Here is a 24274-nt window from a genome sequence, read left to right as displayed (position 1 = left end):
CACGCATCATAGAAAACGCAGACGAAAAAAAACCCGCCAATGGCGGGTGTCAACAACTCAAGCTGCTGAAGCTTAGCGCTTGTTGACTGCGTCCTTGAACGCCTTGCCAGCCGTGAACTTGACGGTCTTTGCAGCCGGAATCTTGATGGTTTCGCCCGTCTTCGGGTTGCGGCCCGTACGTGCTGCGCGCTTGCCCGAACCGAAGCTGCCGAAGCCGATCAACTGGACTGCATCACCCTTCGCCACAGCCTTCTTGATGACTTCAAGCAGCGTGTCCAGCGTTTCGCCGGTTTGAGCCTTGCTGGCGCCCGTCTGACCTGCGACGGCGTCGATCAGTTCCTGTTTGTTCATTAAGGTTCCTTTCTGGTTTAGGTTGACACGAACAGCGCGAACGCGCCGATTATACGTGCGCGCGCCGCGCCGTCGAGCAGCGACGGCTCGGGAATACCCCCGACTCCCGCGGCGCGCCAGGCACCGCGCAGAGCACCGTGCTGCCGCTTCCCTCGCGGCGCTTGCTATGATAGCGCAGCGCAAACCCAATCTGGATAAGGGTTTCGAAGAATTACACGCTGCAACGCCTGATACAGCATGGAAAACAGCATTTTTGCCATGTCGGGCATCGAATAGATGCGATCCGCGTCGCCGGAAGCCCTGTCAGCGTTGGTTTTTGCCAACGTTCGGCGCCTGTCGAAGTGGCTCCGAACCCCGTCTGGAGGGGCTTTGACGGGTGCCGGCAGATCATCTGCGGTGCAGATCGATGCGTTCAGCCAGCGCTTCGATGCCGCCCGATTCTCTTCCTCGCATAGCATTTCATCGCGCATGACCGACCCGCTCGTTCCCGCCGTCCTTGCGTTTCGCGACAACGGCACGCCCTATTCGCCGCTCCACGACGACATCTATCACAGTGCCGTCGGCGGCCTCGCGCAGGCCGAATACGTGTTCCTGAACGGCAATGATCTGCCTTCACGCTGGCAGAAACGGCGCATCTTCACCGTGCTGGAGACGGGCTTCGGCATGGGCATCAACTTCCTCGTGACGTGGGCGGCGTGGCGTGCGGACCCCGATCGATGCGAGCGGCTGCACTTCGTGTCGACAGAAAAACACCCGCTTTCACGTAAAGATCTGATCGCGGCAACTACCGCGTCCGTTGCGGATGCATCGATCGCCGCACTCGCGCAGCAGCTCTCCGACGCATGGCCGACGCTCGTTCCGGGCACGCATCGGCTCGAGTTCGAAGAAGGCCGCGTGACCCTCACGCTGGTTTTCGGCGACGCCGTTCAGACGCTGCCCACGCTCTGGCTGCGCGCCGACGCGTTCTATCTGGACGGCTTCTCGCCCGTAAAGAACCCCGAGTTGTGGACGCCGGCGGTCTTCAAGTCGCTAGCCCGACTCGCCGGCGACCAGGCGACCTTCGCCACTTACACGAGTTCGGGCGATGTGAAACGAAGCTTGCAGCAAGCCGGTTTCGAGTACAGAAAAGTCGATGGCTTCGGGTGGAAACGCGCGATGCTCGTCGGACGCTTTGCGCCGCGCTATCGCGTGCGACGTCACGAACCGCCGCTGCCGCTTGCCGTCGACGAACGACACGCCGTCGTGATCGGCACGGGACTCGCGGGCTGCGCGGCAATCGACCGGCTCACGGCGCGTGGCTGGCGTGTCACGTCGCTCGAACGGCATGCGGGTGTCGCGCGCGATGCATCCGGCAATCCCGCAGGCGTGTTTCATCCGATGATGTCGCGCGACGACAGCGTCGGCTCGCGCATCACGCGCGCGGGCTTTCTATATGCGTTGCGGCAGTGGTCTGCGCTCGAGCGTCGCGGACATCGTCCATTGCGCGGTCCCGAAGGTCTGCTGCAAATTGCCGCCGACGAAGAGGAAGCGTCCGCGATGGCGCACACGTTCGCCTCGTTCGGCTGGCCGCGTGAGTACGTGACGCCCGTGACTCGCGACGATGCACAGCGCATCGCCAACATGCACGTCGCGCGAGGCGGCTGGCTGTTTCCACACGGCGGCTGGATCGATCCCGCATCGTTGTGCGCGGCACAGTGCGAGGCGGCGGGGGGCTTGCTCGAACGGCGCTTCAATGTCACCGCGGCGCGCATCGAACGCTTTGAAAATCAATGGATTGTGTTCGACGACGACGGCATCGCGATTGCGAGTGCACCCGTCGTCATCTTTGCGAACGCGCATGAAGCGGCGCGCATCGCCGGCTTGCGACATGCGCCGACACGCAGCGTGCGCGGCCAGTTGACGCTGTTGCCCGCCGACGCCACCAAGGCGCCGCGCCTGCCCGTTATCGGCGAAGGGTATGCGTTGCCGCTGCCTGGCGGCGTCACGCTGACGGGCGCGACGTACGACATCGACGATCCCGACACTCGCCTGCGCGACGACGCGCACATCGAGAACATCGAGCGGGTTGCGCAGATGCTGCCCGACATGCGCGACGCGATGAATACGCATGCACCTTCGACGCTAACCGGGCGCGTCGCGTTTCGCTGCGTGACGAGCGACCGTCTGCCGATGATCGGCACATTCGCCGACGAAGCCGCCGCAACCCGCGATGCCGGCAGATTATGCGGCGCCTGGCCGCTGGATCTGCCTCGCGCGACCGGATTGTACGGCGCGTTCGCATTCGGATCGCGCGGACTCGTGTGGGCGTCGCTCGGCGCGGAGCTGATTGCTTCGCAGATCGAAGGCGAGCCCTGGCCGATCGAGCGGGATCTCGCCGAGGCGCTCGACCCTGCGCGCTTTCTGCTGCGTGCGCTGCGTCAAGGCACGGCCTGCTGACTCGAATCCTGTGGAAAAGTTATCCACGGCGCACTGTGGATAACCTGGGAAATTGCAGGCGAAACTCGTGTGGAATCGATGTGGACGTAAACGGGGTAACTCGACAGACGTTAACGCAGCCCCAAAAGTTATCCTTCGAACCCAAACCGGCGCGCACATCAAACACATCCGGTTATGCGTTCGGCAAAGCGCTGATTCGTATCGGTAAACCGGGGTTATCCACAGAAAAGCAGGGGCTTTGTTAACTTCTACTACGTATACATACAGGTAAACCTATTGTTGAGAAGCCAGTGGCCGGTCGGCCGGCCGGCAGCGGGCATCATCCTTCTGTACAGAACCGCACTTCCCAGGCAAACCGTTCTGTCCATACTCGACCGATAACCGGAACGCTCGGGCGCAGCGAGACTCAAACGCAGACACCCGCCAGCTTGCTTTGGGAAGACGTATCCAGCCTTACCCACAGCGCCAGGAACGGGCCGTTTTCAGCCGAAATGCGCGCTTTTTCCGGTCGCTTTTTCCTGTTGTCATCTAGTTAGCGTACGTTTTACCGCTTTGAGCGCTTGTTCGACGCTTTTCCGTCAAGCGCAAAGAAGCTATGGCACAATCGCCGTTCTTTCGCGTCGTGTTTTGCCCCCGCAACCGACGCGCCAATGGAACGGTTGCCGGACCTCAAGAATCTGATTCAAAAGTCGACGGCGCTCTTTTCACTCACGTCGTGCCGCCCGTAGCCGTGCGGCATCGGCGTGGTCGTTTCAGTTTTTCATCCGATCGTTGACAACTCGCAACGCCGGCGAACGCGAACCGATCGCGGCAACGGATGCGGCCCGCGGCTTGCGTGCTGCCGGCGTCTGCCCGTTCGCGTTGTCTGCGGTTGCTGCAAAGGAGAAGCCACCACGATGAAGTCGGCGTTTTCATTTTTTCCAGGCTGGCCGCTCACGCCCGATGCGATTTTCTGGGCAGGCCTCGCGCTGCTTGCTGCCGGTCTCGTCGGCGAGCTGTGCTATCGCGCGTGGCATTTGCCGCGCATTTCCGGCTATGCGGTGATCGGTCTGATCGCCGGCGCGGCGGGATCGGGTGTGATCGACGCGGAATCGGCGAGCACCGCGCGTCCGCTGCTCGATGTCGCGCTCGGCCTGTTGCTGTTCGAGCTCGGGAGCCGGCTGGATCTGCGCTGGATTCGCCGCAATACATGGCTGATCGTGTCGAGCGTTGCGGAGTCGACGCTGACGTTCATCCTCGTGCTGCTGGTGCTGCTGTTCCTGAACGTGTCGACAGTGACGGCGCTCGTGCTCGCGTCGATCGCGATGGCGACCTCGCCCGCAATGGTGATCCAGCTGAAGACGGAGTTGCGCGCGGAAGGCCAGGTCACGCAGCGCCTGATGACGCTGACGGCGCTCAACAGCATGTATGCGGTGGTCATCGAAAAGCTCGCGGCGGGCTGGCTGCATCAGGAGGCGTACGGCAATCTGCTCGCGACGATTCTTCAGCCGCTTTATCTGCTGATCGGTTCGCTGATCCTCGCGTATCTGCTCGCGCGCACCATCACGTTCTTTTATAAGCGTGTGAATCTGCAGGACGAACACTCGTTCGTCGCGCTGTTCGGCCTCGTGCTGCTTGCAATCGCGCTGGCGCACATCTTCAAGTTGTCGACGATTCTCAGCCTGCTCGCTGCCGGCATCATCGTGAAGAATCTGGAAGCCCGTCCGCAATTGTGGCCGCAGCATTTCGGCACGGCCGGCTGGCTGCTGACGGTGATCCTGTTCGTGCTGACGCTGACGACCTTCGAATGGCGCGACATCGCGATGGGCGGGCTGGCCGCGTTGGGGTTGATCGTCGCGCGGCTGGTCGCGAAGCTGGTCGGCGTGCTCGCGTTCGCGAAACCGAGCGGATTGAACATGAAGCAGGGCGTGGCGCTCGGTCTTTCCCTGTCGCCGATGTCGGCGCTCGCCTATCTGCTCGTCGACGACACGTACCAGCTTTATCCGAATTTCGACCCGACGCTGCGCGCCGTCACGATGTGTTCCATCGTGGTGTTGCAGCTGGTCGGCCCGTGGCTCGTGTACCGCTCGCTGGCGCTCGTGGATGAACGCCGCGAGTGAAGCGGCGAGTCGAAACCCGCCGGTGCGATCCGGCACGACAGCACACAGGATTTTGATGCAGCTCGCGCGTCCGGCTGCAGCATTCGACAGTCACTCCGGCGAGGCGCCGCCAGCAACGGCTGCGCCTGCGCCGACATGAATCAGGAAACGCCATGTCACTCGAAGCCTTCGTCGATTCGAAACCGTTCACCTTCGGTGTCGAACTCGAGATGCAGATCGTCAACACCCATGACTATGATCTGACCAAAGCGGGAACCGACCTGCTCCGGCTCATCAAGGACGAAAAGATCCCGGGCAACATCACGCCGGAAATCACCGAAAGCATGATCGAGCTGTCGACGGGTATCTGCACGTCGCACGAACAGGCCGTCGCCGATCTGCGCACGATCCGCGACGTGCTGGTCGCCGCGGCCGACCGTCTGAACGTCGGGCTGTGCGGCGGCGGCACGCACGCTTTCCAGCAATGGAGCGAGCGGCAGATCGTCGACACGCCGCGCTTTCAATACCTTTCGGAACTCTACGGATACCTTGCGAAGCAGTTCACGGTGTTCGGCCAGCATGTGCACATCGGCTGCCCGGATGCCGACAGCGCGTTGTTCCTGCTGCATTCGATGTCGCGCTTCATTCCGCACTTCATCGCTTTGTCGGCTTCATCGCCGTTCGTGCAGGGCGTCGATACCGGCTTTCACTCGGCACGCCTGAATTCCGTGTTCGCATTTCCGCTGTCGGGCCGCGCGCCGTTCGTGCTCACGTGGGACAGCTTCGAAGAATACTTTTCGAAGATGGTCCACACGGGCGTCGTCAACAGCATGAAGGATTTCTACTGGGACATCCGGCCGAAGCCCGGCTTCGGCACCATCGAAGTGCGCGTGATGGACACGCCGTTGTCCGTCGATCGCGCGGCCGCGATTGCCTGCTACATCCAGACGCTCGCGCGTCACCTGCTGCTCGACAAGCCGTTGACGCCCAAGGAAGATGACTACCTCGTCTACACGTTCAACCGCTTCGAGGCTTGCCGCTTCGGTCTCGCCGGAACGTGTATTGATCCGCAGACGGGCGAGCGCCGCACGATTTCGGAAGACATCATCCACACCCTCGAGCGCATTGCGCCGCACGCGGACGCGCTGGGGTCAGGCAAGGCGCTCGAAGAAATCGGCGCGATTGCACGCGGTCAGGTGAACGATGCAACGTGGCTGCGCAGCGTGGTCGAACACGAAAAGTCGCTGCATGAAGCCGTTCGACAACAATGTCTGCAGTGGCGCGCGTGAGCCGGGCGATGCGGTGTGTTGCCTTTTTATCCGGCAAGCAACCGCGTTGCGAATGAGCGAACCTCGAATAAACCCGCTTTTTGCGGGTTTTTTTTATTTGCGCGATTTCCGGTAGCGCGTCCCTAAGCTTTTCTCAAAGTTTACGTATACAAACGTAGTAGTAGTTAACAAGCATTGCGTTTGCCTGTGGACAACCGAATAATTTCTAGCAAACTCAAGAGGCTGCGTAAACGATAACCACGCGGAACAGCCGTGCATCGCAAGCGGGAACCTGGGAGAATGATTCTCAGATTCGCTGCACCGCGCGTGTTATCAAGAATCGGCACACATGTCATCCCCTGTTTTATCCCGTAGTTATCCACAGATTGCATTGGATAACTTAGCTGTACGATTCGCCGCTCTCGAATAGAATGTCGTTTCTCGTCGTTGCGGCCTGCCTGAGATCACGCCGATGCGTGGCCTGACATGCAGGGATCGCAGCACATACGGAGCAGTGCAACGCCTGTGACAGCGGCCGGGACAGGTCCGCATCGCAGGAAATTTTTGAGATAGTAGGATTCGGCGAGCCGGATTTTCCGGCGAAGCTTCCCCCCACAGACTGCCGGCGCGCGGGCATCGGATATCGGGTGTCGACGGGCGACGGCATGCTGTCAACAACGAACGAAAGACTATGAGCGAAGGCGTATACGGAGAGCAGGCAACCGGGCGGGTGACCCACAGCCTGCTGCGACTCAGCACGGCCATGCGGAGCCAGGCATGGGAATGGGCGGAAGGCGCTGGTCTGACGCCTACCCAAGGCGAAATCCTGGTGCTGCTGATGCAGCGCAAGGGGCCGATGCGTCTCGGCGAAATCGCCCGTGAAACCGCGCTGACGGCCGCGACCACGAGCGATGCCGTGAGCACGCTCGAAAGCAAGGGCCTTGTGGAAAAGCGCCGAGCGCTCGACGACGGGCGGGCGCTTGCCGTGCGTCTGACGGCACGCGGCCGCACGGCTGCAAAGCGCGCCGCGCAATGGCCGGACTTTCTCGCGAAGGCGGTCGGCACGCTGCGCGACGAAGAGCAGTCGATTTTCTATCGCACGCTGCTGAAGACCGTGCGTCAGCTCGAAGTGCAAGGCCATATTCCGCCGCACCGGATGTGCGTGACCTGCACGCATTTCGAGGCGAGCAAGAACCCGAAGAAAACGCCGCATCGCTGCATGCTGCTCGATCTGTCGATGTCGGATACCGATCTGCGTCTGGATTGCTCGGTGCACGAAACGGCCGACGCCGCCACGCAGAAAAAGACCTGGAAGATCTTCGCGCAGCAAGGCTGAGTCGGCTAAACTGCGGAGCCGGCCGCCGCTCGCGGGTATTCGCGAACGGTGGCGGGTGAGCTTGCGCCGTCTTGCGCATCGGCAGACGACGTGTCTTCCGGCATGCCTTGGGGCGTGTCCAGTCAACCTGATGGTGGATTCGCCGATGCTTCACGAAGTTCTGGCCATACGCCACGTGCACTTCGAGGATCTGGGGAGTCTCGAACGGGTGCTCGGCGAACGCGGTCGTCCCGTGCGTTATCTCGACGTCGGCTTTGCGCGCATCGAGGCGCCCAACCCGGTGATGCCGTCGCTGATGGTGATACTCGGCGGCCCGATCAGCGCCTACGACGACGATCGCTATCCGACCATCGCGCCGCTCGTCGCGATGATCGAGAAACGCATCGCAGCCGGCCTGCCGACGCTCGGCATCTGCCTCGGCGCCCAATTGATCGCGCGCGTGCTGGGCGCGAAAGTCTATCCATCGGGGCAAACGGAAATCGGCTGGACACCGTTGACGCTCACCGATGCCGGCAAGCAGTCGCCGCTGCGTCATCTGGACGCGGCGCACACGTCGATGCTTCATTGGCACGGCGATACATTCGATCTTCCGCAAGGCGCCGTGCATCTCGCGTCCACGCCTGCCTGTGAAAACCAGGGGTTCGCGTGGGGCAAGCATGTGCTTGGCCTGCAATGCCACCCTGAAATCCGCACCGACCGTTTCGAGCCCTGGCTGATCGGCAATGCCGGCGAGATCGCGAGCCACGGCATCGATGTGCGCACGCTGCGCGCCGACACCGCGAAACACGGTCCGAAACTCGAAGTCGCGGCGACCCACATGTTCGGGGAATGGCTCGATCAAGTGGCCGGGAAATCCTGAACGTCGCCGATGAATGCCGTGGATCACCGTGTCTTGACCGTCGATGCCGTTTTGACCGGCAAAGTCGCGCCGCTCGGCGACGACGGCTCGAACAAGACGAGCGCGATCGCCAAGACGCGTGTGGATGGCCGCGTGTGGCTCGGAGAAACAGGACTCGAAGGTGATCAGCAGGCCGAACTCAAGATTCACGGCGGCCTGGAAAAGGCGCTGCATCACTATCCGTTCGATCACTACACGACCTGGCGACACGAATGGCAGTCAGGCGCATCCGGTCTCGCGACGCTCGCTCACCCCGGCGCATTCGGGGAGAACGTCAGCACGTCGGGACTGACGGAAGCGGATGTGTGCGTCGGCGATGTCTACCGCATCGGCGGGGCGATCGTGCAGGTTTCGCAGCCCCGGCAGCCGTGCTGGAAACTGAACCTGCGGTTCGCGCGCGCGGACATGTCGCGCGCCGTGCAGCACACGCGCCGCACGGGCTGGTACTACCGGGTGCTGGAAGCCGGCGAGATCGGTGCGGGCGACACGATCGAGCGGCTCGCGCGTCCGCATGCGCAGTGGAGTGTCGAGCGGCTGCTGCGCGTGCTCTATGTCGATCGCGACGATCGGCAGGCGTTGGAAAGCATGGCGCAACTCGACACGCTATCGCCGTCGTGGCGCAAGACGGCAACGAAGCGACTGGAGAGCGGCGAAGTCGAATCGTGGACGAAGCGTCTGGACGGACCTGCTGGCCAAAGCTGATTCGCGCCGCTGAAAACCGGTCATGGCGCGGCGCGCCAGGCCGTCTGCAGCATTTCAGACCCGGTGCTATGCTCGATCGCTCTTGAGTTTCGATGGGTAACACCCCAACCATGAGCGCACTTTTCACCCCGCTCACGCTGCGTAGCGTGACGCTGCCGAACCGCATCGTCGTGTCGCCGATGTGTCAGTACTCCGCCGAGCGCGGCGAAGCGACGGCATGGCACATGATCCACCTGGGCCATCTCGCTCTCTCGGGCGCGAGCATGCTGTGCATCGAGGCGACGGCTGTCGAACCCGATGGCCGGATCACACCTGCCGATCTCGGCTTGTGGGACGACAGGACGGAAGAAGCGCTTAAGCCGGTGATCGCCGCGATCCGCAAGCATTCGAAGGTGCACATCGCGATGCAGCTGTCGCACGCGGGCCGCAAGGCATCGAGCAATGTGCCGTGGGAAGGCGGACAACTGATTCCCGTCGCCGACGGCGGCTGGCTGCCGCACGCGCCGTCCGCGATTCCGCACAAGGCGGGTGAAGAAGCACCGCTCGCGCTCGACAACGCAGGTCTCAACCGGATTCGCGAAGCCTTCGCAGCGACGGCGCGACGTGCCGCGCGTCTCGGCATCGATGCGCTCGAAGTGCATGCCGCGCATGGCTATCTACTGCATCAGTTTCTGTCGCCGCTCGCCAACCAGCGCACCGACGAATACGGCGGCTCGCTCGAAAACCGCATGCGTTTCCCGCTCGAAATTTTCGATATCGTGCGGGCGGCATTTCCTGCCGACAAGCCCGTCGGCGTGCGCGTATCGGCTGTCGACTGGGTCGAAGGCGGCATCACGATCGAAGACACGATCGCGTTTGCGCAAGAGCTGAAGAAGCGCGGTTGCGATTGGGTCGATGTGTCGTCGGGTGGCGTATCGCCTTTGCAAAAGATTCCGCTCGAACCCGGCTATCAGGTGCCGTTCGCGAAGGCGGTCAGGGAAGCGACGGGCTTGACGACGGTGGCCGTCGGTCTGATCACGGACCCTGAGCACGCCAATCAATTGATCGAAAAGGGCGATGCGGATCTCGTCGCGATGGCGCGCGCGATGCTTTACGATCCGCGTTGGCCGTGGCACGCGGCCGCGAAGCTCGGCGCGACCGTCGAGGCGCCGCCGCAATACTGGCGCTCGCAGCCGCGCGACCAGAAAGCGTTGTTCGGCGACATTTCGTTCGGTCAGCGCTGACACGCGGCGTTCGATTGTCGATGCGGATCACGCATTGCACGCAATGCGATGCGGATCTGCGCGTCTGACGGTTGAACGAATCCACATCATCCGTGTACGATTTCGGTTGTGACGTTGCTTGCGTCACATGTCGACGCGGCGCCAGCAAGGCGCCGCGTTTGCTATCCGCGTCAGAAAAGCCATGCATCGCTGGAGATGGCGCGAAACGCGGAAGCATCGGCGAACAAGAGTTTGCTCATCCACCGTTCTACAAGGATTGATTCAATGAGTTCACGCAGGATCGCTGTGCGTCAATCGGGTGTGCACGGCAAAGGCGTGTTTGCACTCGAACCGCTCGCTGCCGGCGACCGGCTGATCGAATACAAGGGCGAACGGATCTCGTGGAAAGAAGCGCTGCGACGGCATCCCCATAACCCGGACGAACCGAATCACACGTTCTACTTCGCGCTCGATAGCGGTGACGTGATCGACGGCAAGGTGAAGGGCAACAGCGCGCGCTGGATCAACCACTCGTGCGCGCCGAACTGCGAAGCGGAAGAGATCGACGGGCACGTCTATATCGACGCGCTGCGCGATATCGAAGCCGGCGAGGAGCTGTTCTACGACTACGGGCTCGTGATCGACGCGCGTCAGACGAAGAAATTGAAGAAGGAATACGAATGCCGCTGTGGCGCGCGCAAGTGCCGCGGCACGATGCTTGCGCGGCCGGACAAGAAAGACGAGAAGAAATCGAAGAAGAAGAAGTGATTCAGGCGCCCTGCCGGACGTTCCGCAATGGTACGGCAGCGCGCTCTGGCGATGAACTTCAGAGATCGACCGGCGCATGCGCCGGTTTTTTTGTTTCGCGAGCCGGTTCGGCTTCGCGCAGCACGGCGCCCGTCGCGACGGGAAGCCGCACGATAAAGCGCGCTCCACCTTCGACGGCATCTTCGTAATGCACGCTGCCGCGATGCAGCGCCATGATGTCGTGCACGATCGCAAGGCCGAGGCCGGCGCCGCCGTCGACGCTGCTGTCGCTTTGCCCCTGACCGTCGCCGCGGAAGAAACGCTTGAACAGCTCGGGCTGCTGCTTGAGCGGCACGCCCGGACCGTTGTCCTCGACGGCGACTTCCGCCATCGCGACGCCATCCACGACCGATTGTGCGACCGTCATCGTGATGCGCGCGCCGTTGATGCGCGACGGCGGCACGTATTTCAGCGCGTTATCCAGTAGATTCGCGATCACTTCGCGCAGCAGCACAGGATTGCCGCGCGCGATCAACGGGTGATCGTTCGATGGATCGTCGAGCCGCTGGAAGCCGAGATCGACATGCACGGCGAGCGCACGCGGGACCCATTCGGCGCCCGTGTCGAAGGCGAGCGACGCGACGTCGAGATTGACGAAACGCGCGGCCTGTTCACCCGGCTCGGCGCGCGCGAGGGACAGCAGCTGGTTCGACAGACGTACCGCGCGATCGGCGGCGGCACGCAGCTCCTTGACGGCCGCGAGCGTCTGCTGCGGATCGCGCGCGATGGCAGCCTGCTCGGCGTGGAGCTTGATCGCGGTGAGCGGCGTACGCAGCTGATGCGCGGCGTCGGCGATGAACTTGCGCTGTGCATCGAGCGCGGACTTCAAGCGGTCGAGCAGGCCATTCAGCGCGCCCGTCAGCGGACGGATTTCGACAGGAACGAAGGTTTCGTCTACGGGTTCCAGCGACGTATGCGTCTGGCGGTTCAGCGAATCGGCGAGATCGGTCAGCGGGTTCAACTGCTGATTCACGACGCGCCACACGATCACCCAGCCCGCGAGCAGCAACAGCAGCAGCGGCATCATGATCGCAATCAGAAATTCAGCGGCGATGCGAAAACGATGATGCACCGGCTGGCCGACTTCGATGACGACGGGATTGCCCGTCGGCTGATCGACACGAACCTGCGCGACGCGCACCGCTGTGCCCTCGTGATGCGTCTCGAACACATACGCGTAGTGCATACGGCGCACGTTCGTGCCCTGCAGCGGCAACTTTGGGTCGCCGGCGATTTCGGTTTCGCCGTTGCTGATCCGGTAGACCAACTGTTCGACGGGGTCGGAGAACATCGCCTGCGCGAGAGGCGGCACGGTGATGGGCGCGTCGGGGCCGGCGATCTGGATCTGCTTCGAAATGGCTGTGGCGAGATCGGCGAGCGAACGGTCGACGACATGCTGCGTGTATTGCCACGCCAGCCAGTACGCGATGAGGCCGCTCATCAGCGCGAGCAGCGAAAGGGGAGCGGCGAGCCGGCGCAGCAACTGGCGGCGCAGGCTATTCGCGGCGGGATAGTTCATGGTCGAACCCGCGATAAAAGATTGACGCCGGCGGAGGATCTCGACGAACGCGCGACCCTGCCTCGCCGCTGCCGGGCTGAATGACACAGGCGGCCGCCGCGCATCGGCAGATGCGCTTGCGGCCGCCCGTCGGACAACCCGGACGCCGTCAGACCACAACGGTCTCGACGACTATTATGACGCCTGGCGGATTTCCTGGAGCAGATAGCCGAAGCCGCGCACCGTGACGATTTCGACGCGGCAGTTTTCGAGCTTCTTGCGCACACGGTGCACATAGACTTCGATCGCGGTGTCGCCGAGATCGCCGCCGAAGTGCGTCAGGTGATCCTGCAGTTGCGCCTTGCTGACCACGCGGCCATGACGCAGCAGCAGCATTTCGAGCACCGCGAATTCGCGCGGAGACAGTTCGAGCGGCTTGTCGTCGTTGAAAATGCGGCGATCGACACCCGACAGACGTACGCCGCCCAGCGACACTTCCGGACGCGGCATGTCGCCATGCGGTCCGCTGCGGCGCATCACCGCGCGAATGCGTGCTTCGAGTTCGGCGGGTTCGAACGGCTTCAGCATGTAGTCATCGGCGCCGGAATTGAGGCCCTGCACGCGGTCGTTCAGTTCGTCGCGCGCGGTCAGCACGATCACGGGCGTATGACGGTTGCTCTGGCGAAAACGCGAGAGCAGCGTCATGCCGTCGATGCCGGGCAGGCCCAGATCGAGGATCACGAGTTCGTGGCGGTTTTGCGTGAGGGCCTGTTCGGCGAAGATGCCGTCGTGAACCATGTCGACCGTGAAGCCGGCTTGTTCGAGACTGCTTTGGATGCCGCGTGCGATGGGGCGGTCATCTTCGATCAGAAGGAGTCGCATGGTTTTCGCTCAAGTACAATGGGTTTAGGCAAGAGGCACGCGGTTCGCCGGGGCGCCTGCTGCACAGAATGCCATGCGGCGTGCCGTTCGATGCGGCCTTCAACAGACCAGCCAGCCATGTCCGATATTACGATCTACGAACTGGAAGCCGCGATCAATTTCTGGCGTACCCGCTCGCCTTCAGCCGGCGACGAACTCGTTCTGTGCAAGGAGGCAAGCGCGCTCTCCAAGCCGTATGCGCTGATGATTGTACAGCGACAGACCACCGTGTCGCAGGAAGGTTTGGACGCGAACGCACGTACTGCATGGGATTCTTACGTGTCCCTTAAAAATGGCCTAAAGAAGTGAAGGTTTGGTGGCCTGATTACCTGCAATACGCTTTCAAATTCGGCGCAGCAGCATTTTTCGTGGATTCGACTGACTAGCTCGGTTGCATGGTTCTTGCCACTTCGTCTATGAACCGCGCAAGTTGCGCGTCGAGTTCAGTGACACCATCGAGGTCATGCGTTCGTAGCGTGATCTTCACCTCGTTGTAGACATTGAACCAATCTGGATGGTGGCCGATTTCCTCCGCCTTGATTGCAACCCGCGTCATAAAGCCGAACGCTTCGTTGAAGTCGCGGAACTTATATTCGCACTGAATCGCTTCGCGATCCGTGGATGCTCGCCAACCGTTCAATTCGCTCAAGAGCGCCGAGCGTTCGTCAACAGTCAATTTACGCGTCATCGTGCTTACCTGTGGTGTTGGCAGGAAGGGGCGTGTCAGTGGCGCCGACGGAGGCGTCAGACCGCACGTTCATTCTTCCACGAATACGCGCATGCCGTACGAGCCGCGAGTCTTCGATGTTGATCGCATCAGTTCGCAACTGCGCGAAACTGCGTGCGTAGCTCATCGAGGTAGGCAGCGAGCTCGAGGTCCAGGGTGGACGGTGTATGCCCGATGTCCCAGGTCGTTAGCCAGACGGAAACCGTGCGCCAAAGGTTCTGCCATCGAGGATGATGGTCGCGTCGGTCGATTTCCAAAGCAGCCTTCGACATGAATTCGACCGCGTCCAGAAAAGAAGCGAATACGAAGTTGCGGTGCAATTCGATGCGCTGACGACCCGGTGCGTTGGGAAGATCCGAAGTGAGGCACTGCCAGCCGGGTAGCCGGTTAAGTCCGGCTTGTAATTCGATAGGATCGAGTCCGCGGATTTTTAGCGCGGGCGTCGGGTACCGGACGGCATCTTGCGACAGACGCACAAAACCAAAACTTTCCATTTGCGTTAATAGCGCTTGCAGATCGCTTTCCCAGCGATCGTCACGCAACTCGAATCCCTGAAAATCCGCGAGTTTGCGGATTGCATCAGGAAGTGCGCCTTGCGTCGGCATAGGTGTCTTCGAAAGAAGCACGGGAGCGACGCGGGTCTTCGATTCGATGGCGTGGCGTATTTCGTTTCGCACCCAGTCGTCTTTTTTATCAATGCGCCGTTTGCTGTTTTCGTCTGCTGTGGAAAGCCATCTCGGCCCAATCACTGGGATCACGACGGTTGCCGAATCCAGAGCCTCTTTGATTCGATCCTTCCAGTTGTTGGACACACGGATCGCCTCGGAGTCAATGAATACGCTTTGTGGGCCGAATGTCCGGCCGATGCTGTCCGCGAGCCAACGAGACGCCGCCCAGCTATCGACGCGCCGATAGCTGATGAACGCTAAAAAGTCTTTGGAACCCATGACGCGCCCTCAATGTTTTATGCAATTGATGACGACCGCTTCGACCAAATCGATCAGGCAGTGGCCGACATGCTCACCGCGAAGTTCCGGCTTCGCTGAAGCATCATGGTTCTTGCGGCGAGGACTGGGCGTGAGACGAATGGAGCATGGTCGAGTTGGGTTGTCGACCGAGCTGAAAACATGCGTCTTGAATGTATTGATAGGTTGTTTGGTTATAGACGCCGACATGCCGCTTGTAAAGGATGTAGTGCGCCGAGCCGGCCCTTGGATGTCCCTGCCTGCGTAGGTCTCATTGCGCGTATGCGGCCGGAGGCACGCCCTTGCACGGAGGGCGAACCCATGCAATAAGATGCACGTTTGCCCTGTATTCGTGTAGGAACACCATGTTGGAACTCGATCACTTCGACCTCGCGCTGCTCGACGTCCTGCAGCGCTTCGGACGCGCGACGCATCAGCAGCTCGGCGAGCAGGTGCCGCTGTCGCCCTCCCAGATCGGGCGCCGGCTGCAGCGGCTGGAGGCGATCGGGGTGGTCGACGGCTATCGCGTCGTGCTGCGGCCAGAAAAGCTCGGGCTCGGCGTGACGGCGTTCACAAGCCTGAAACTGAAGCATCACGGAGATTCGATCATCGAGCAGTTTCAGCAGCAGATCGACGTGCTGCCGGAGGTGCTGGAATGTCACGCGGTGGTGGGCGATGCCGACTATCTGCTGCGCATCGTCGCGCCGGATCTGAACGCGCTGTCGTCGTTCGTGATGAAGAAATTGATGCGCGTGCCGGGCGTCGACAGCGTGCGCTCGAACATCGTGCTGACGACGTTCAAGCGCAACGGGCCGTTGCCGCTCGGTCATCTGGCGCCGGGCGCGCCCACTGAGTGACCGCGCGGTGTGAGATAAATCAGGCGGCCTTCAGCGGTTCCTCATTCAGCATATCCACATACGCGACGGCGACGAGGTCCGACTCGGGCACGCCGAGTTTCGCAAACACGGCATGCGCTTCGGCTTCGCCGCCTTCTTCGTCGTCATCCTGCGCGAGCACGACTTCGAGTTCGACGAAATCGCCAAGACCGTCGACACGATCCAGGTGAATCCGCGTGCGCCCGACGATATACACGTGGCGTTCCTTCGTGACGATGCCGCGCGTCGTGAGTGCGGTGGCGAGCAGCGAGTGCATCGCTTCGGGGTTCGTCACCGGGCTGCGCGTGTAGTAGGAGGCTTTGGGACCGTCGCGGTCGTCGCGCTGATAGAAGATCAGCTCGGCGGGCGTGCCGTCGTCGAACTGGCGCAGCTTCAAACGCCCGCGCGGTACGTCGTAGAAAAAGTCCTGCTGGCGGAAGATCAACGGAGCGTCAGGCGCAAGGGCGGCGGCGCGCTCGCGAAGCTGCTCGAACTGCTGCGCGCGGGCTTTGATTTCGATGTTGCGTGCCATGTGAAGCTCCTGTCGAAAGAGAACGTGGACGGCTTCTGACGACGACGGGACCGGCGTCGATGGCCTGCATGCGCAAGCCGCTCGTCAGGGGCCAAAGGGCATACGGAAGACAGCGGGGAAAAGCGGGCAAAGCGTCAATCTAGCAAAAAGCCCGTGACGATGTGGTTAAAGTCCACGGCGCGCGAAGGGGACCAAAAACGGGTGCCGAAACCGCAGCGTCATGAGGTCGGCTCATATCGCACGAAGTCAGTTACGTCGACCATTGCAACTCGATCAGCTTCAACGCCGCGGCGATCGCAGGCTCGTCCCGATGCGCGGCGAGCGTGATGAAAGTGAGTTCCGTCGGCACCGTGACGTCTTCGACGATCGTCAGCGCATGCGCGTGCGCTTCGGCGAGTGCAATCGAATCGCGCGCGAGCGTGAGCCCGATGCCGGATTTGACGAGATCGAGCATCGACGGTTCCTGATCGACTTCCGCGACCTTGATGGGCCTGACCCCGGCGTCGGCGAAACGGCGTGTCAGCAGCCGGTTGTGCGCGGACGCGGGCGGCGTCCAGATCCACGGAAACGAAGCCAGCGCGCGCCAGTCGCGCGCGCCTTTCATGCGGTCCTTCCAGCCGGGCGGCGCCAGCACGCGATACTGAAAGTGCGTGAGCGTGACGGCGTGAAAGATCGGCGCGTCGCGCGTGTCGTCGTCATCGGGCTGACCGATGTAATAGCCGACGTCGAGTTCGCCGGCACGCACCTGATCGCGCACCCAGCCCGACATGCCGTGCCTGAGCTGCGTTTCGACATGCGGCCACGTTTCGACGAGCTGTCTCAGGAAGCCGCCTAGCCGCAGGAAAGCGGGATCGAGAATGGTGCCGATGCGCAGACGTCCGCGCACTTCCTGACGCAGCGTCGCCGCCGCGCGTTCGACATCGCTTGCGGCCGCCAGCGCGCGCTCGGCATGAGGCAACAGCGCCTGGCCGTCGCGCGTCAGCGCGAGCCCGTGCGATGTGCGCGTGAAGAGGGTCACGCCGAGGGCTGTCTGCAGGTTCTTGATCTGCAGACTGACGGCGGGCTGGGTCAGATGCAACTGCGTCGCGGCGCGCGTGAGATTGCCTTCGCGTGCGACCGTTGCAAATGCGCGGAGCAGGGTGAGATCCATCCGCTGATATTAACGCGCCTTATATCGCATTTGAGCATTACTCATTGGATTTGCAGCGCACCCCGCGATTAACCTAAAGAACATCATGCGAAGGCGTGACGCATTGCGCTGCAGCATCGACCCTCACAAGTCCTACATCAGGAGACACCATGAGCGAGACAGATCAAGGCAAAGTGCGCGCGCTGACACACGTGATCAACGGCCGTTCCGTCGAGGGCACGAGCCAGCGCTTCGGCGACGTGTTCAATCCGGCGACGGGCGACGTGACCTCGCGTGTGCCGCTCGCGAGCGTCGCCGAAGTGGATGCCGCCGTTGCAGCAGCGAACGCTGCGTTTCCCGCATGGAGCGAAACGGCGCCGATCAAACGCGCGCGCGTGCTGTTCAAGTTCAAGGAATTGCTGGACCGTCATCACGACGAACTCGCCGAACTGATTACGCGCGAGCACGGCAAGGTGTTCTCCGATGCGAAGGGTGAAGTAATGCGCGGCATCGAGATCGTCGAATTTGCCTGCGGCATTCCGAATCTGTTGAAGACGGACTTCACCGATCAGATCGGCGGCGGAATCGACAACTGGAATCTGCGTCAGCCGCTTGGCGTGGTCGCGGGCATCACGCCGTTCAATTTCCCGATGATGGTGCCGTGCTGGATGTTTCCCGTCGCCATCGCATGCGGCAACACGTTCGTGTTGAAGCCGTCGGAGCGCGATCCGTCGGCATCCATTCGTCTTGCCGAGCTATTGAAGGAAGCGGGCTTGCCTGAGGGCGTATTCAACGTCGTGCATGGCGACAAGGTGGCAGTCGATGCGCTGCTCGCACATCCCGACGTGAGCGCGCTGTCGTTTGTCGGCTCGACGCCGATTGCCGAATACATCTACACGGAAGGCACGAAACACGGCAAGCGCGTGCAGGCGCTGGGCGGTGCGAAGAATCATCTCGTCGTGATGCCGGATGCGGATCTCGATCAGGCCGTCGATGCATTGATCGGCGCGGCCTATGGCTCGGCCGGCGAGCGTTGCATGGCGATTTCCGTTGCAGTCGCCGTCGGCCATATCGCCGACGAACTGATCGACAGGCTCACCCCCCGTGTGAAGTCACTGAAGATCATGAACGGCATGGAAGGCGAAGCGGAAATGGGTCCGCTCGTGACAGCGGCGCATCGCGAGAAAGTGTCGGGCTATATCGAGGCGGGCGTCGATGCAGGCGCGAAGCTCGTCGTCGATGGGCGCGGTCATCAGGTGACCGGTCATGAGAAAGGTTTCTTCCTCGGCGGCTCGTTGTTCGACGATGTGAAGACCGACATGAAGATCTATCGCGAAGAGATCTTCGGTCCCGTGCTGTGCGTCGTGCGTGTGCCCGATTTCGCTTCTGCCGTCGAACTGATCAACAAGAACGAGTTTGCGAATGGCGTGTCGCTGTTCACGTCGGATGGTGGCGTCGCGCGTGCGTTCTCGCGGCAGATTCAGATCGGCATGGTGGGTATCAACGTGCCGATTCCTGTGCCGATGGCGTGGCATTCGTTTGGCGGCTGGAAGAAGTCGCTGTTCGGCGATCACCATGCTTATGGCGAAGAAGGCGTGCGCTTCTATACGCGCTACAAGAGCGTGATGCAGCGTTGGCCGGACAGCATTGCAAAGGGCGCCGAATTCACGATGCCGGTTGCGAAGTAACGCGGGTTGGAAGGTAGTGATTCAAGCAACGGCATTGCCTCGTTCGATAGAGGCAATGCCGCGATAGCGGGCCAAACAAGAGCACTAGAACGATGCCCATGCGAAGGAGACAACGGTGAGCACGACAGCAAGAAAGCTCGAAGGCGAATTCGACTACATCATCATCGGCGCGGGCACAGCGGGTTGCGTGCTGGCGAATCGCCTGACGGAAGATCCCGATGTCACAGTGCTGCTGCTCGAAGCCGGAGGCAAAGACGACTATCACTGGATTCACGTGCCTGTCGGCTACCTCTATTGCATCGGCAATCCGCGCACGGATTGGCTCTATAAAACGCAGGCGGAACCGGGTTTGAATGGCCGCGCGTTGTCGTATCCGCGTGGCCGCGTGCTGGGCGGCTGCTCGTCGATCAACGGCATGATCTATATGCGCGGTCAGCGCGAAGACTACGACGAATGGGCGCGCGTGACGAACGATTCATCGTGGGCCTGGGACGCCGTGCTGCCCGTCTTCAAACGCAGCGAAGACCATCACGGCGGTGCGAATGAATTTCATGGTGCGGGTGGTCAATGGCGCGTTGAAAAGCAGCGGCTCAAATGGAAGATCCTCGAGACGTTCGCGCAAGCCGCAACGGAAACCGGCATTCCCGCCACCGACGATTTCAATCGCGGCGACAACACAGGTGTTGGTTACTTCGACGTGAACCAGAAGCGCGGCATACGCTGGAATGCATCGAAGGCATTCTTGCGGCCCGCGATGCAACGACCGAATCTCACCGTCATCACGGGCGCGCACACGCAGCGCGTCGTCTTCGAAGGCAAGCGCTGCGTGGGTGTCGAATATCGCGGCGACAGTGTCGAGTACATCGCGAAGGCGCGTATCGAAGTGATCATGAGTTCGGGCGCGGTGAACTCGCCGCAACTGCTCGAACTGTCGGGCATCGGGAATGGCGCACGCTTGCAGAATCTCGGCATTGAAGTCGTCAACGATCTGCGCGGTGTCGGCGAGAATCTTCAGGACCATTTGCAGTTGCGGATGGCGTATAAGGTGCACGGCGTGCGCACGTTGAACACGGCGTCGGCGCATTGGTGGGGCAAGATGATGATCGGTCTGCAGTATCTGCTGATGCAGAGCGGACCGATGTCGATGTCGCCGTCGCAACTGGGCGCGTTCGCGAAGTCGGATACGAACGATGGATCGCTGACGCGTCCCGATCTCGAGTATCACGTGCAGCCGCTTTCACTCGACAAATTCGGCGAGCCGCTGCATCGCTTCAATGCATTCACCGCGTCGGTCTGTCATTTGCGTCCCACCTCACGCGGCAGTGTGCATATCGGGTCGCGTGATCCGCATGTGGCGCCGTTGATTGCGCCGAATTATCTGTCGACGGACTACGACCGACATGTGGCCGCTAACGCATTGCGTCTTACGCGCCGTATCGCTGCCGCGCCTGCATTGAAGCGTTACCGGCCCGAAGAAATATTGCCTGGTATCCAGTTTCAGACCGAGGAAGAGTTACAGCTCGCAGCAGGAAACGTGGGCACGACCATCTTCCATCCTGTCGGCACGTGCCGCATGGGCACGGCAGACGATCCTGGCGCCGTCGTTGATAGCCGCCTGCGTGTGATCGGCGTCGAAGGTCTGCGCATCGTGGATGCGTCGGTGATGCCGACCATCACGTCAGGCAACACGAACTCGCCGACGCTGATGATTGCCGAGCGCGCGAGCGACATGATTCGCGCCGACCGTCGTGCGCGTGCAGACAGTCTCTCGATCGAGACACGCGTCGCGTCGCCGATGTCGGTTGCATGACACGCAACGTTTAACGTTTTGCGCGGCGAAGGTCGCATCAAACACTAAGTGCAAATCCCAATGATTGCGCTGCATCATTGGCGCGACAATGGCAGCCATGCTGCGTGGTGCGGCATGGATTACCGTCCTCATTGGTGCACCACGCCACGATTGGCACGGGGGTGTCATCGCCAATAACAGTCGCGCCGAATCTGCGCGGTATAAAACGCGGTAGTGCTTCGCCTTACTTCGCATGGAAGGGAACATGATTCTCGGCGATACGATACTCGAGACGCGCGGGCTCACACGTGAGTTCAAGGGTTTTACCGCAGTCAATGGCGTGAACCTGCGCGTGAAGCGCGGTTCGATCCATGCGCTCATCGGCCCCAACGGCGCGGGCAAGACCACCTGCTTCAATCTGCTCACCAAATTTCTCGTACCCACAGCGGGTCAGATCGTCTTTAACGGCATCGACATCACGGGCGAGCGTCCTGCGCAGATCGCGCGTCGCGGCATCATCCGCTCTTTCCAGATTTCCGCTGTATTCCCACATCTGACGGCATTGCAGAACGTTCGCATCGGTCTGCAACGTCAGCTCGGCACGGCGTTTCATTTCTGGAGAAGCGAACGCACATTGCGCCAACTCGATGACCGCGCAATCGATTTGCTCACACAGGTCGGACTGACCGATTTCGCCGATGTGCCCGCAGTCGAGCTGTCGTATGGCCGCAAGCGCGCGCTCGAAATCGCGACGACGCTCGGCATGGAACCCGAACTCATGCTGCTCGACGAACCGACGCAAGGCATGGGTCATGAAGACGTCGACCGTGTGACCGCGCTGATCAAAAAAGTATCGGCGGGTCGCACGATCCTGATGGTCGAACACAACATGAATGTGATTGCCGGCATCTCCGACACGATTACCGTCCTGCAACGCGGCGAGGTGCTCGCCGAAGGCACGTACGCGGAAGTCTCGAAGAACCCGCTCGTCATGCAAGCCTATATGGGCAGTGCGGACGCAGCGCTTGCCGGAGCGCATGCATGAGCACAGTGAGCGAACAGGAAAACGCCTCGGTCAGTGTCGTGAGCGGCGAGCCGGCGCTGGAGATCGCCGGATTGCAGGCGTGGTACGGCGAATCGCACATCCTGCACGGCGTCGATCTGACCGTGAGCCGCGGCGAAGTCGTTACGCTGCTCGGGCGCAACGGCGCGGGCCGCACGACGACGCTGCGCGCGATCATGGGCCTGACGGGGCGCCGCACGGGCTCGATTCGCGTCGGCGGACGCGAGACCATTTCGATGCCGACGCATCGGATCGCACACTGCGGTGTCGGCTATTGCCCGGAAGAGCGGGGCATCTTTTCGAGTCTGTCGTGCGAAGAGAATCTGCTGCTGCCGCCGCCCGTCGGCGACAAGTCGTTGATGATGTCGATCGACGAGATCTACCAGATGTTTCCCAATCTCCAGGAACGGCGGATGAGCCAGGGCACGCGTCTATCGGGCGGCGAGCAACAGATGCTCGCCGTCGCGCGCATCCTGCGAACGGGCGCGAACCTGCTGTTGCTCGATGAAATCTCCGAAGGTCTCGCGCCTGTGATCGTGCAGGCGCTCGCGCGCATGATCGTGACGCTGAAGGCTCGCGGCTACACGATCGTGATGGTCGAACAGAACTTCCGCTTTGCCGCGCCGCTCGCCGATCGTTTCTATGTGATGGAGCATGGACGCATCGTCGAGCACTTCGGCGCAAAAGAACTCGAAAGCAAAATGCCGGTGCTGCACGATTTGCTCGGGGTATGAGCCGGGGAGTGCGGACCTGATTGCCTCTGACAACCACAACGCAGAACGAAGGAGACAGTAATGAAAAGGAAGACACTCGCGCGGTTCGCATCCATTTGCTTTGCGGCCGCAGCAAGCGTCGCATTCACGGCGGGCAGCGCGCAAGCTGCCGACGATGCAGTGAAGATCGGTTTCATCACGGACATGTCGGGTCTTTACGCCGACATCGACGGGCAGGGCGGTCTCGAAGCGATCCGCATGGCAGTGGCCGATTTCGGCGGCAAGGTGAACGGCAAGCCGATTCAGGTCGTCTACGCGGACCACCAGAACAAGGCCGATATCGCAGCGTCGCGCGCGCGTGAATGGTTCGACCGCGATGGCGTGGACATGCTGGTGGGCGGCACGAACTCGGCAACGGGTCTGTCGATGAACCAGGTCGCGGGCGAAAAGCACAAGGTCTACATCAGCATCGGCGCGGGTGCCGATACGCTGACGAACGAGCAATGCACGCCGTACACGATCCACTATGCGTATGACACGACGGCGCTCGCAAAAGGCACGGGCTCGGCCGTGACGAAGCAGGGCGGCAAGACGTGGTACTTCCTGACGGCCGACTACGCGTTCGGCAAGGCGCTGGAGAAGAACACGGCCGACGTCGTCAAGGCGAACGGCGGTCAGGTGCTGGGCGAAGTACGTCATCCGCTGTCGGCATCGGACTTCTCGTCGTTCCTGTTGCAGGCGCAAGCATCGAAGGCGCAGATTCTCGGCCTCGCTAATGCCGGCGGCGACACGATCAACGCGATCAAGGCCGCGAAGGAATTCGGCGTGACGAAGACGATGAAGCTCGCCGCGCTGCTCGTCTTCATCAACGATATCCACAGCCTCGGGCTCGAGACGACGCAAAACCTCGTGCTGACGGACAGCTGGTACTGGAACAAGGACGCCACGACGCGCAAGTGGGCGCAGCGCTACTTCGACAAGATGAGGAAGATGCCGTCGAGCCTGCAGGCCGCCGACTACTCGGCCACGATGACGTATCTGAAGGCCGTGCAGACTGTCGGCTCGACGGATGCCGACAAGGTGATGGCGCAACTGAAGAAGCAGAAGATCGACGACTTCTACGCGAAGGGCTACATCCGTCAGGACGGCAGCATGATCCACGACATGTACCTGATGCAGGTGAAGACGCCGGCCGAGTCGAAAGAGCCTTGGGATTACTACAAGATCACCGCCACGATTCCGGGCGAACAGGCCTTTACGACCAAACAGGAAACGCGCTGCGCGCTGTGGAAATAA

General features: G+C 61.5%; 23 protein-coding genes. 15 read left to right on the top strand and 8 right to left on the bottom strand.

Translation table 11 applies throughout. The annotated features are described in order from the left end of the window. Positions 1-72: 72 nt before the first annotated feature. Both G3N95_RS08120 and G3N95_RS08115 read right to left on the bottom strand, forming a co-directional pair. Positions 73-351 (bottom strand): HU family DNA-binding protein, encoded by a 279-nt coding sequence (locus tag G3N95_RS08120; protein WP_007581741.1) that lies wholly within the window; start codon positions 349-351, stop codon positions 73-75. A 164-nt stretch (positions 352-515) separates the two neighbouring features. Further along, on the bottom strand, positions 516-821 hold the full coding sequence (locus tag G3N95_RS08115; protein WP_205969483.1) for a hypothetical protein: 306 nt from the start codon (positions 819-821) through the stop codon (positions 516-518). Here G3N95_RS08115 and mnmC point away from each other — a divergent pair. From mnmC to G3N95_RS08075, 8 genes are all read left to right on the top strand, one after another. Continuing rightward, the gene (gene mnmC, locus G3N95_RS08110; RefSeq protein WP_205969482.1) at positions 820-2787 is read left to right on the top strand and encodes a bifunctional tRNA (5-methylaminomethyl-2-thiouridine)(34)-methyltransferase MnmD/FAD-dependent 5-carboxymethylaminomethyl-2-thiouridine(34) oxidoreductase MnmC; all 1968 of its coding nucleotides are present in this window, start codon (positions 820-822) and stop codon (positions 2785-2787) included. The genes G3N95_RS08115 and mnmC overlap by 2 nt on opposite strands. A gap of 896 nt (positions 2788-3683) precedes the next feature. Continuing rightward, positions 3684-4886 (top strand): cation:proton antiporter, encoded by a 1203-nt coding sequence (locus tag G3N95_RS08105; protein WP_205969481.1) that lies wholly within the window; start codon positions 3684-3686, stop codon positions 4884-4886. A gap of 152 nt (positions 4887-5038) precedes the next feature. Then, complete coding sequence (locus G3N95_RS08100) at positions 5039-6154, top strand: YbdK family carboxylate-amine ligase (protein WP_205969480.1); 1116 nt, start codon at positions 5039-5041, stop codon at positions 6152-6154. A gap of 670 nt (positions 6155-6824) precedes the next feature. After that, positions 6825-7469: a MarR family winged helix-turn-helix transcriptional regulator gene (locus G3N95_RS08095; protein WP_205969479.1), complete on the top strand. Its 645-nt coding sequence runs from the start codon at positions 6825-6827 to the stop codon at positions 7467-7469. A gap of 145 nt (positions 7470-7614) precedes the next feature. Then, positions 7615-8328: a glutamine amidotransferase gene (locus tag G3N95_RS08090; RefSeq protein ID WP_205969478.1), complete on the top strand. Its 714-nt coding sequence runs from the start codon at positions 7615-7617 to the stop codon at positions 8326-8328. A gap of 9 nt (positions 8329-8337) precedes the next feature. Next, positions 8338-9069: an MOSC domain-containing protein gene (locus G3N95_RS08085; RefSeq protein WP_205969477.1), complete on the top strand. Its 732-nt coding sequence runs from the start codon at positions 8338-8340 to the stop codon at positions 9067-9069. Between the two features lie 110 nt (positions 9070-9179). After that, entirely contained in the window at positions 9180-10292 is a 1113-nt protein-coding gene (locus G3N95_RS08080; RefSeq protein ID WP_205969621.1) for an NADH:flavin oxidoreductase/NADH oxidase, read from the top strand. 264 nt (positions 10293-10556) lie between these two features. Further along, the gene (locus G3N95_RS08075; RefSeq protein ID WP_205969476.1) at positions 10557-11039 is read left to right on the top strand and encodes an SET domain-containing protein-lysine N-methyltransferase; all 483 of its coding nucleotides are present in this window, start codon (positions 10557-10559) and stop codon (positions 11037-11039) included. Positions 11040-11097: 58 nt separating this feature from the next. Here G3N95_RS08075 and G3N95_RS08070 read toward each other — a convergent pair whose 3' ends face one another. After that, complete coding sequence (locus tag G3N95_RS08070; RefSeq protein WP_205969475.1) at positions 11098-12597, bottom strand: sensor histidine kinase; 1500 nt, start codon at positions 12595-12597, stop codon at positions 11098-11100. Positions 12598-12771: 174 nt separating this feature from the next. Further along, positions 12772-13458, bottom strand: a complete 687-nt coding sequence (locus tag G3N95_RS08065; protein ID WP_007581727.1) for a response regulator transcription factor — start codon at positions 13456-13458, stop codon at positions 12772-12774. Positions 13459-13575: 117 nt separating this feature from the next. Between G3N95_RS08065 and G3N95_RS08060 the strand changes: the two genes are divergently transcribed. Then, positions 13576-13806, top strand: a complete 231-nt coding sequence (locus G3N95_RS08060) for a DUF3717 domain-containing protein (protein ID WP_205969474.1) — start codon at positions 13576-13578, stop codon at positions 13804-13806. A gap of 73 nt (positions 13807-13879) precedes the next feature. Here the strand turns inward: G3N95_RS08060 and G3N95_RS08055 are convergent, their stop codons facing one another. Then, positions 13880-14185, bottom strand: a complete 306-nt coding sequence (locus G3N95_RS08055) for a 4a-hydroxytetrahydrobiopterin dehydratase (RefSeq protein WP_205969473.1) — start codon at positions 14183-14185, stop codon at positions 13880-13882. 128 nt (positions 14186-14313) lie between these two features. Next, entirely contained in the window at positions 14314-15171 is an 858-nt protein-coding gene (locus G3N95_RS08050) for a 4a-hydroxytetrahydrobiopterin dehydratase (protein WP_205969472.1), read from the bottom strand. Between the two features lie 383 nt (positions 15172-15554). Between G3N95_RS08050 and G3N95_RS08045 the strand changes: the two genes are divergently transcribed. Next, positions 15555-16046, top strand: coding sequence for an Lrp/AsnC family transcriptional regulator (locus G3N95_RS08045; protein ID WP_205969471.1), 492 nt, complete (start codon positions 15555-15557; stop codon positions 16044-16046). A gap of 19 nt (positions 16047-16065) precedes the next feature. Here the strand turns inward: G3N95_RS08045 and G3N95_RS08040 are convergent, their stop codons facing one another. Continuing rightward, positions 16066-16596, bottom strand: a complete 531-nt coding sequence (locus tag G3N95_RS08040) for a class IV adenylate cyclase (RefSeq protein ID WP_205969470.1) — start codon at positions 16594-16596, stop codon at positions 16066-16068. 250 nt (positions 16597-16846) lie between these two features. Then, entirely contained in the window at positions 16847-17746 is a 900-nt protein-coding gene (locus G3N95_RS08035; protein ID WP_205969469.1) for a LysR family transcriptional regulator, read from the bottom strand. 149 nt (positions 17747-17895) lie between these two features. On the opposite strand from G3N95_RS08035, the gene G3N95_RS08030 reads away from it, so the two are divergent. From G3N95_RS08030 to G3N95_RS08010, 5 genes are all read left to right on the top strand, one after another. Continuing rightward, entirely contained in the window at positions 17896-19413 is a 1518-nt protein-coding gene (locus G3N95_RS08030; RefSeq protein ID WP_205969468.1) for a CoA-acylating methylmalonate-semialdehyde dehydrogenase, read from the top strand. A gap of 115 nt (positions 19414-19528) precedes the next feature. Further along, on the top strand, positions 19529-21223 hold the full coding sequence (locus G3N95_RS08025; protein WP_205969467.1) for a choline dehydrogenase: 1695 nt from the start codon (positions 19529-19531) through the stop codon (positions 21221-21223). A gap of 244 nt (positions 21224-21467) precedes the next feature. Further along, positions 21468-22247, top strand: a complete 780-nt coding sequence (locus G3N95_RS08020) for an ABC transporter ATP-binding protein (RefSeq protein ID WP_205810370.1) — start codon at positions 21468-21470, stop codon at positions 22245-22247. Continuing rightward, a complete protein-coding gene (locus G3N95_RS08015; protein ID WP_012402394.1) occupies positions 22244-22999 on the top strand; it encodes an ABC transporter ATP-binding protein in 756 nt (251 codons plus the stop codon). Before G3N95_RS08020 ends, G3N95_RS08015 begins: the two co-directional genes overlap by 4 nt. A 60-nt stretch (positions 23000-23059) precedes the next feature. Further along, positions 23060-24274, top strand: coding sequence for an ABC transporter substrate-binding protein (locus tag G3N95_RS08010; RefSeq protein WP_205969466.1), 1215 nt, complete (start codon positions 23060-23062; stop codon positions 24272-24274).

Origin of the sequence: Paraburkholderia sp. Tr-20389 (assembly GCF_017104565.1) — a bacterium.
Taxonomy (GTDB): domain Bacteria; phylum Pseudomonadota; class Gammaproteobacteria; order Burkholderiales; family Burkholderiaceae; genus Paraburkholderia.
Note: the sequence above shows the minus strand (reverse complement) of the source record. Positions and strands in the feature narration are given on the sequence as shown.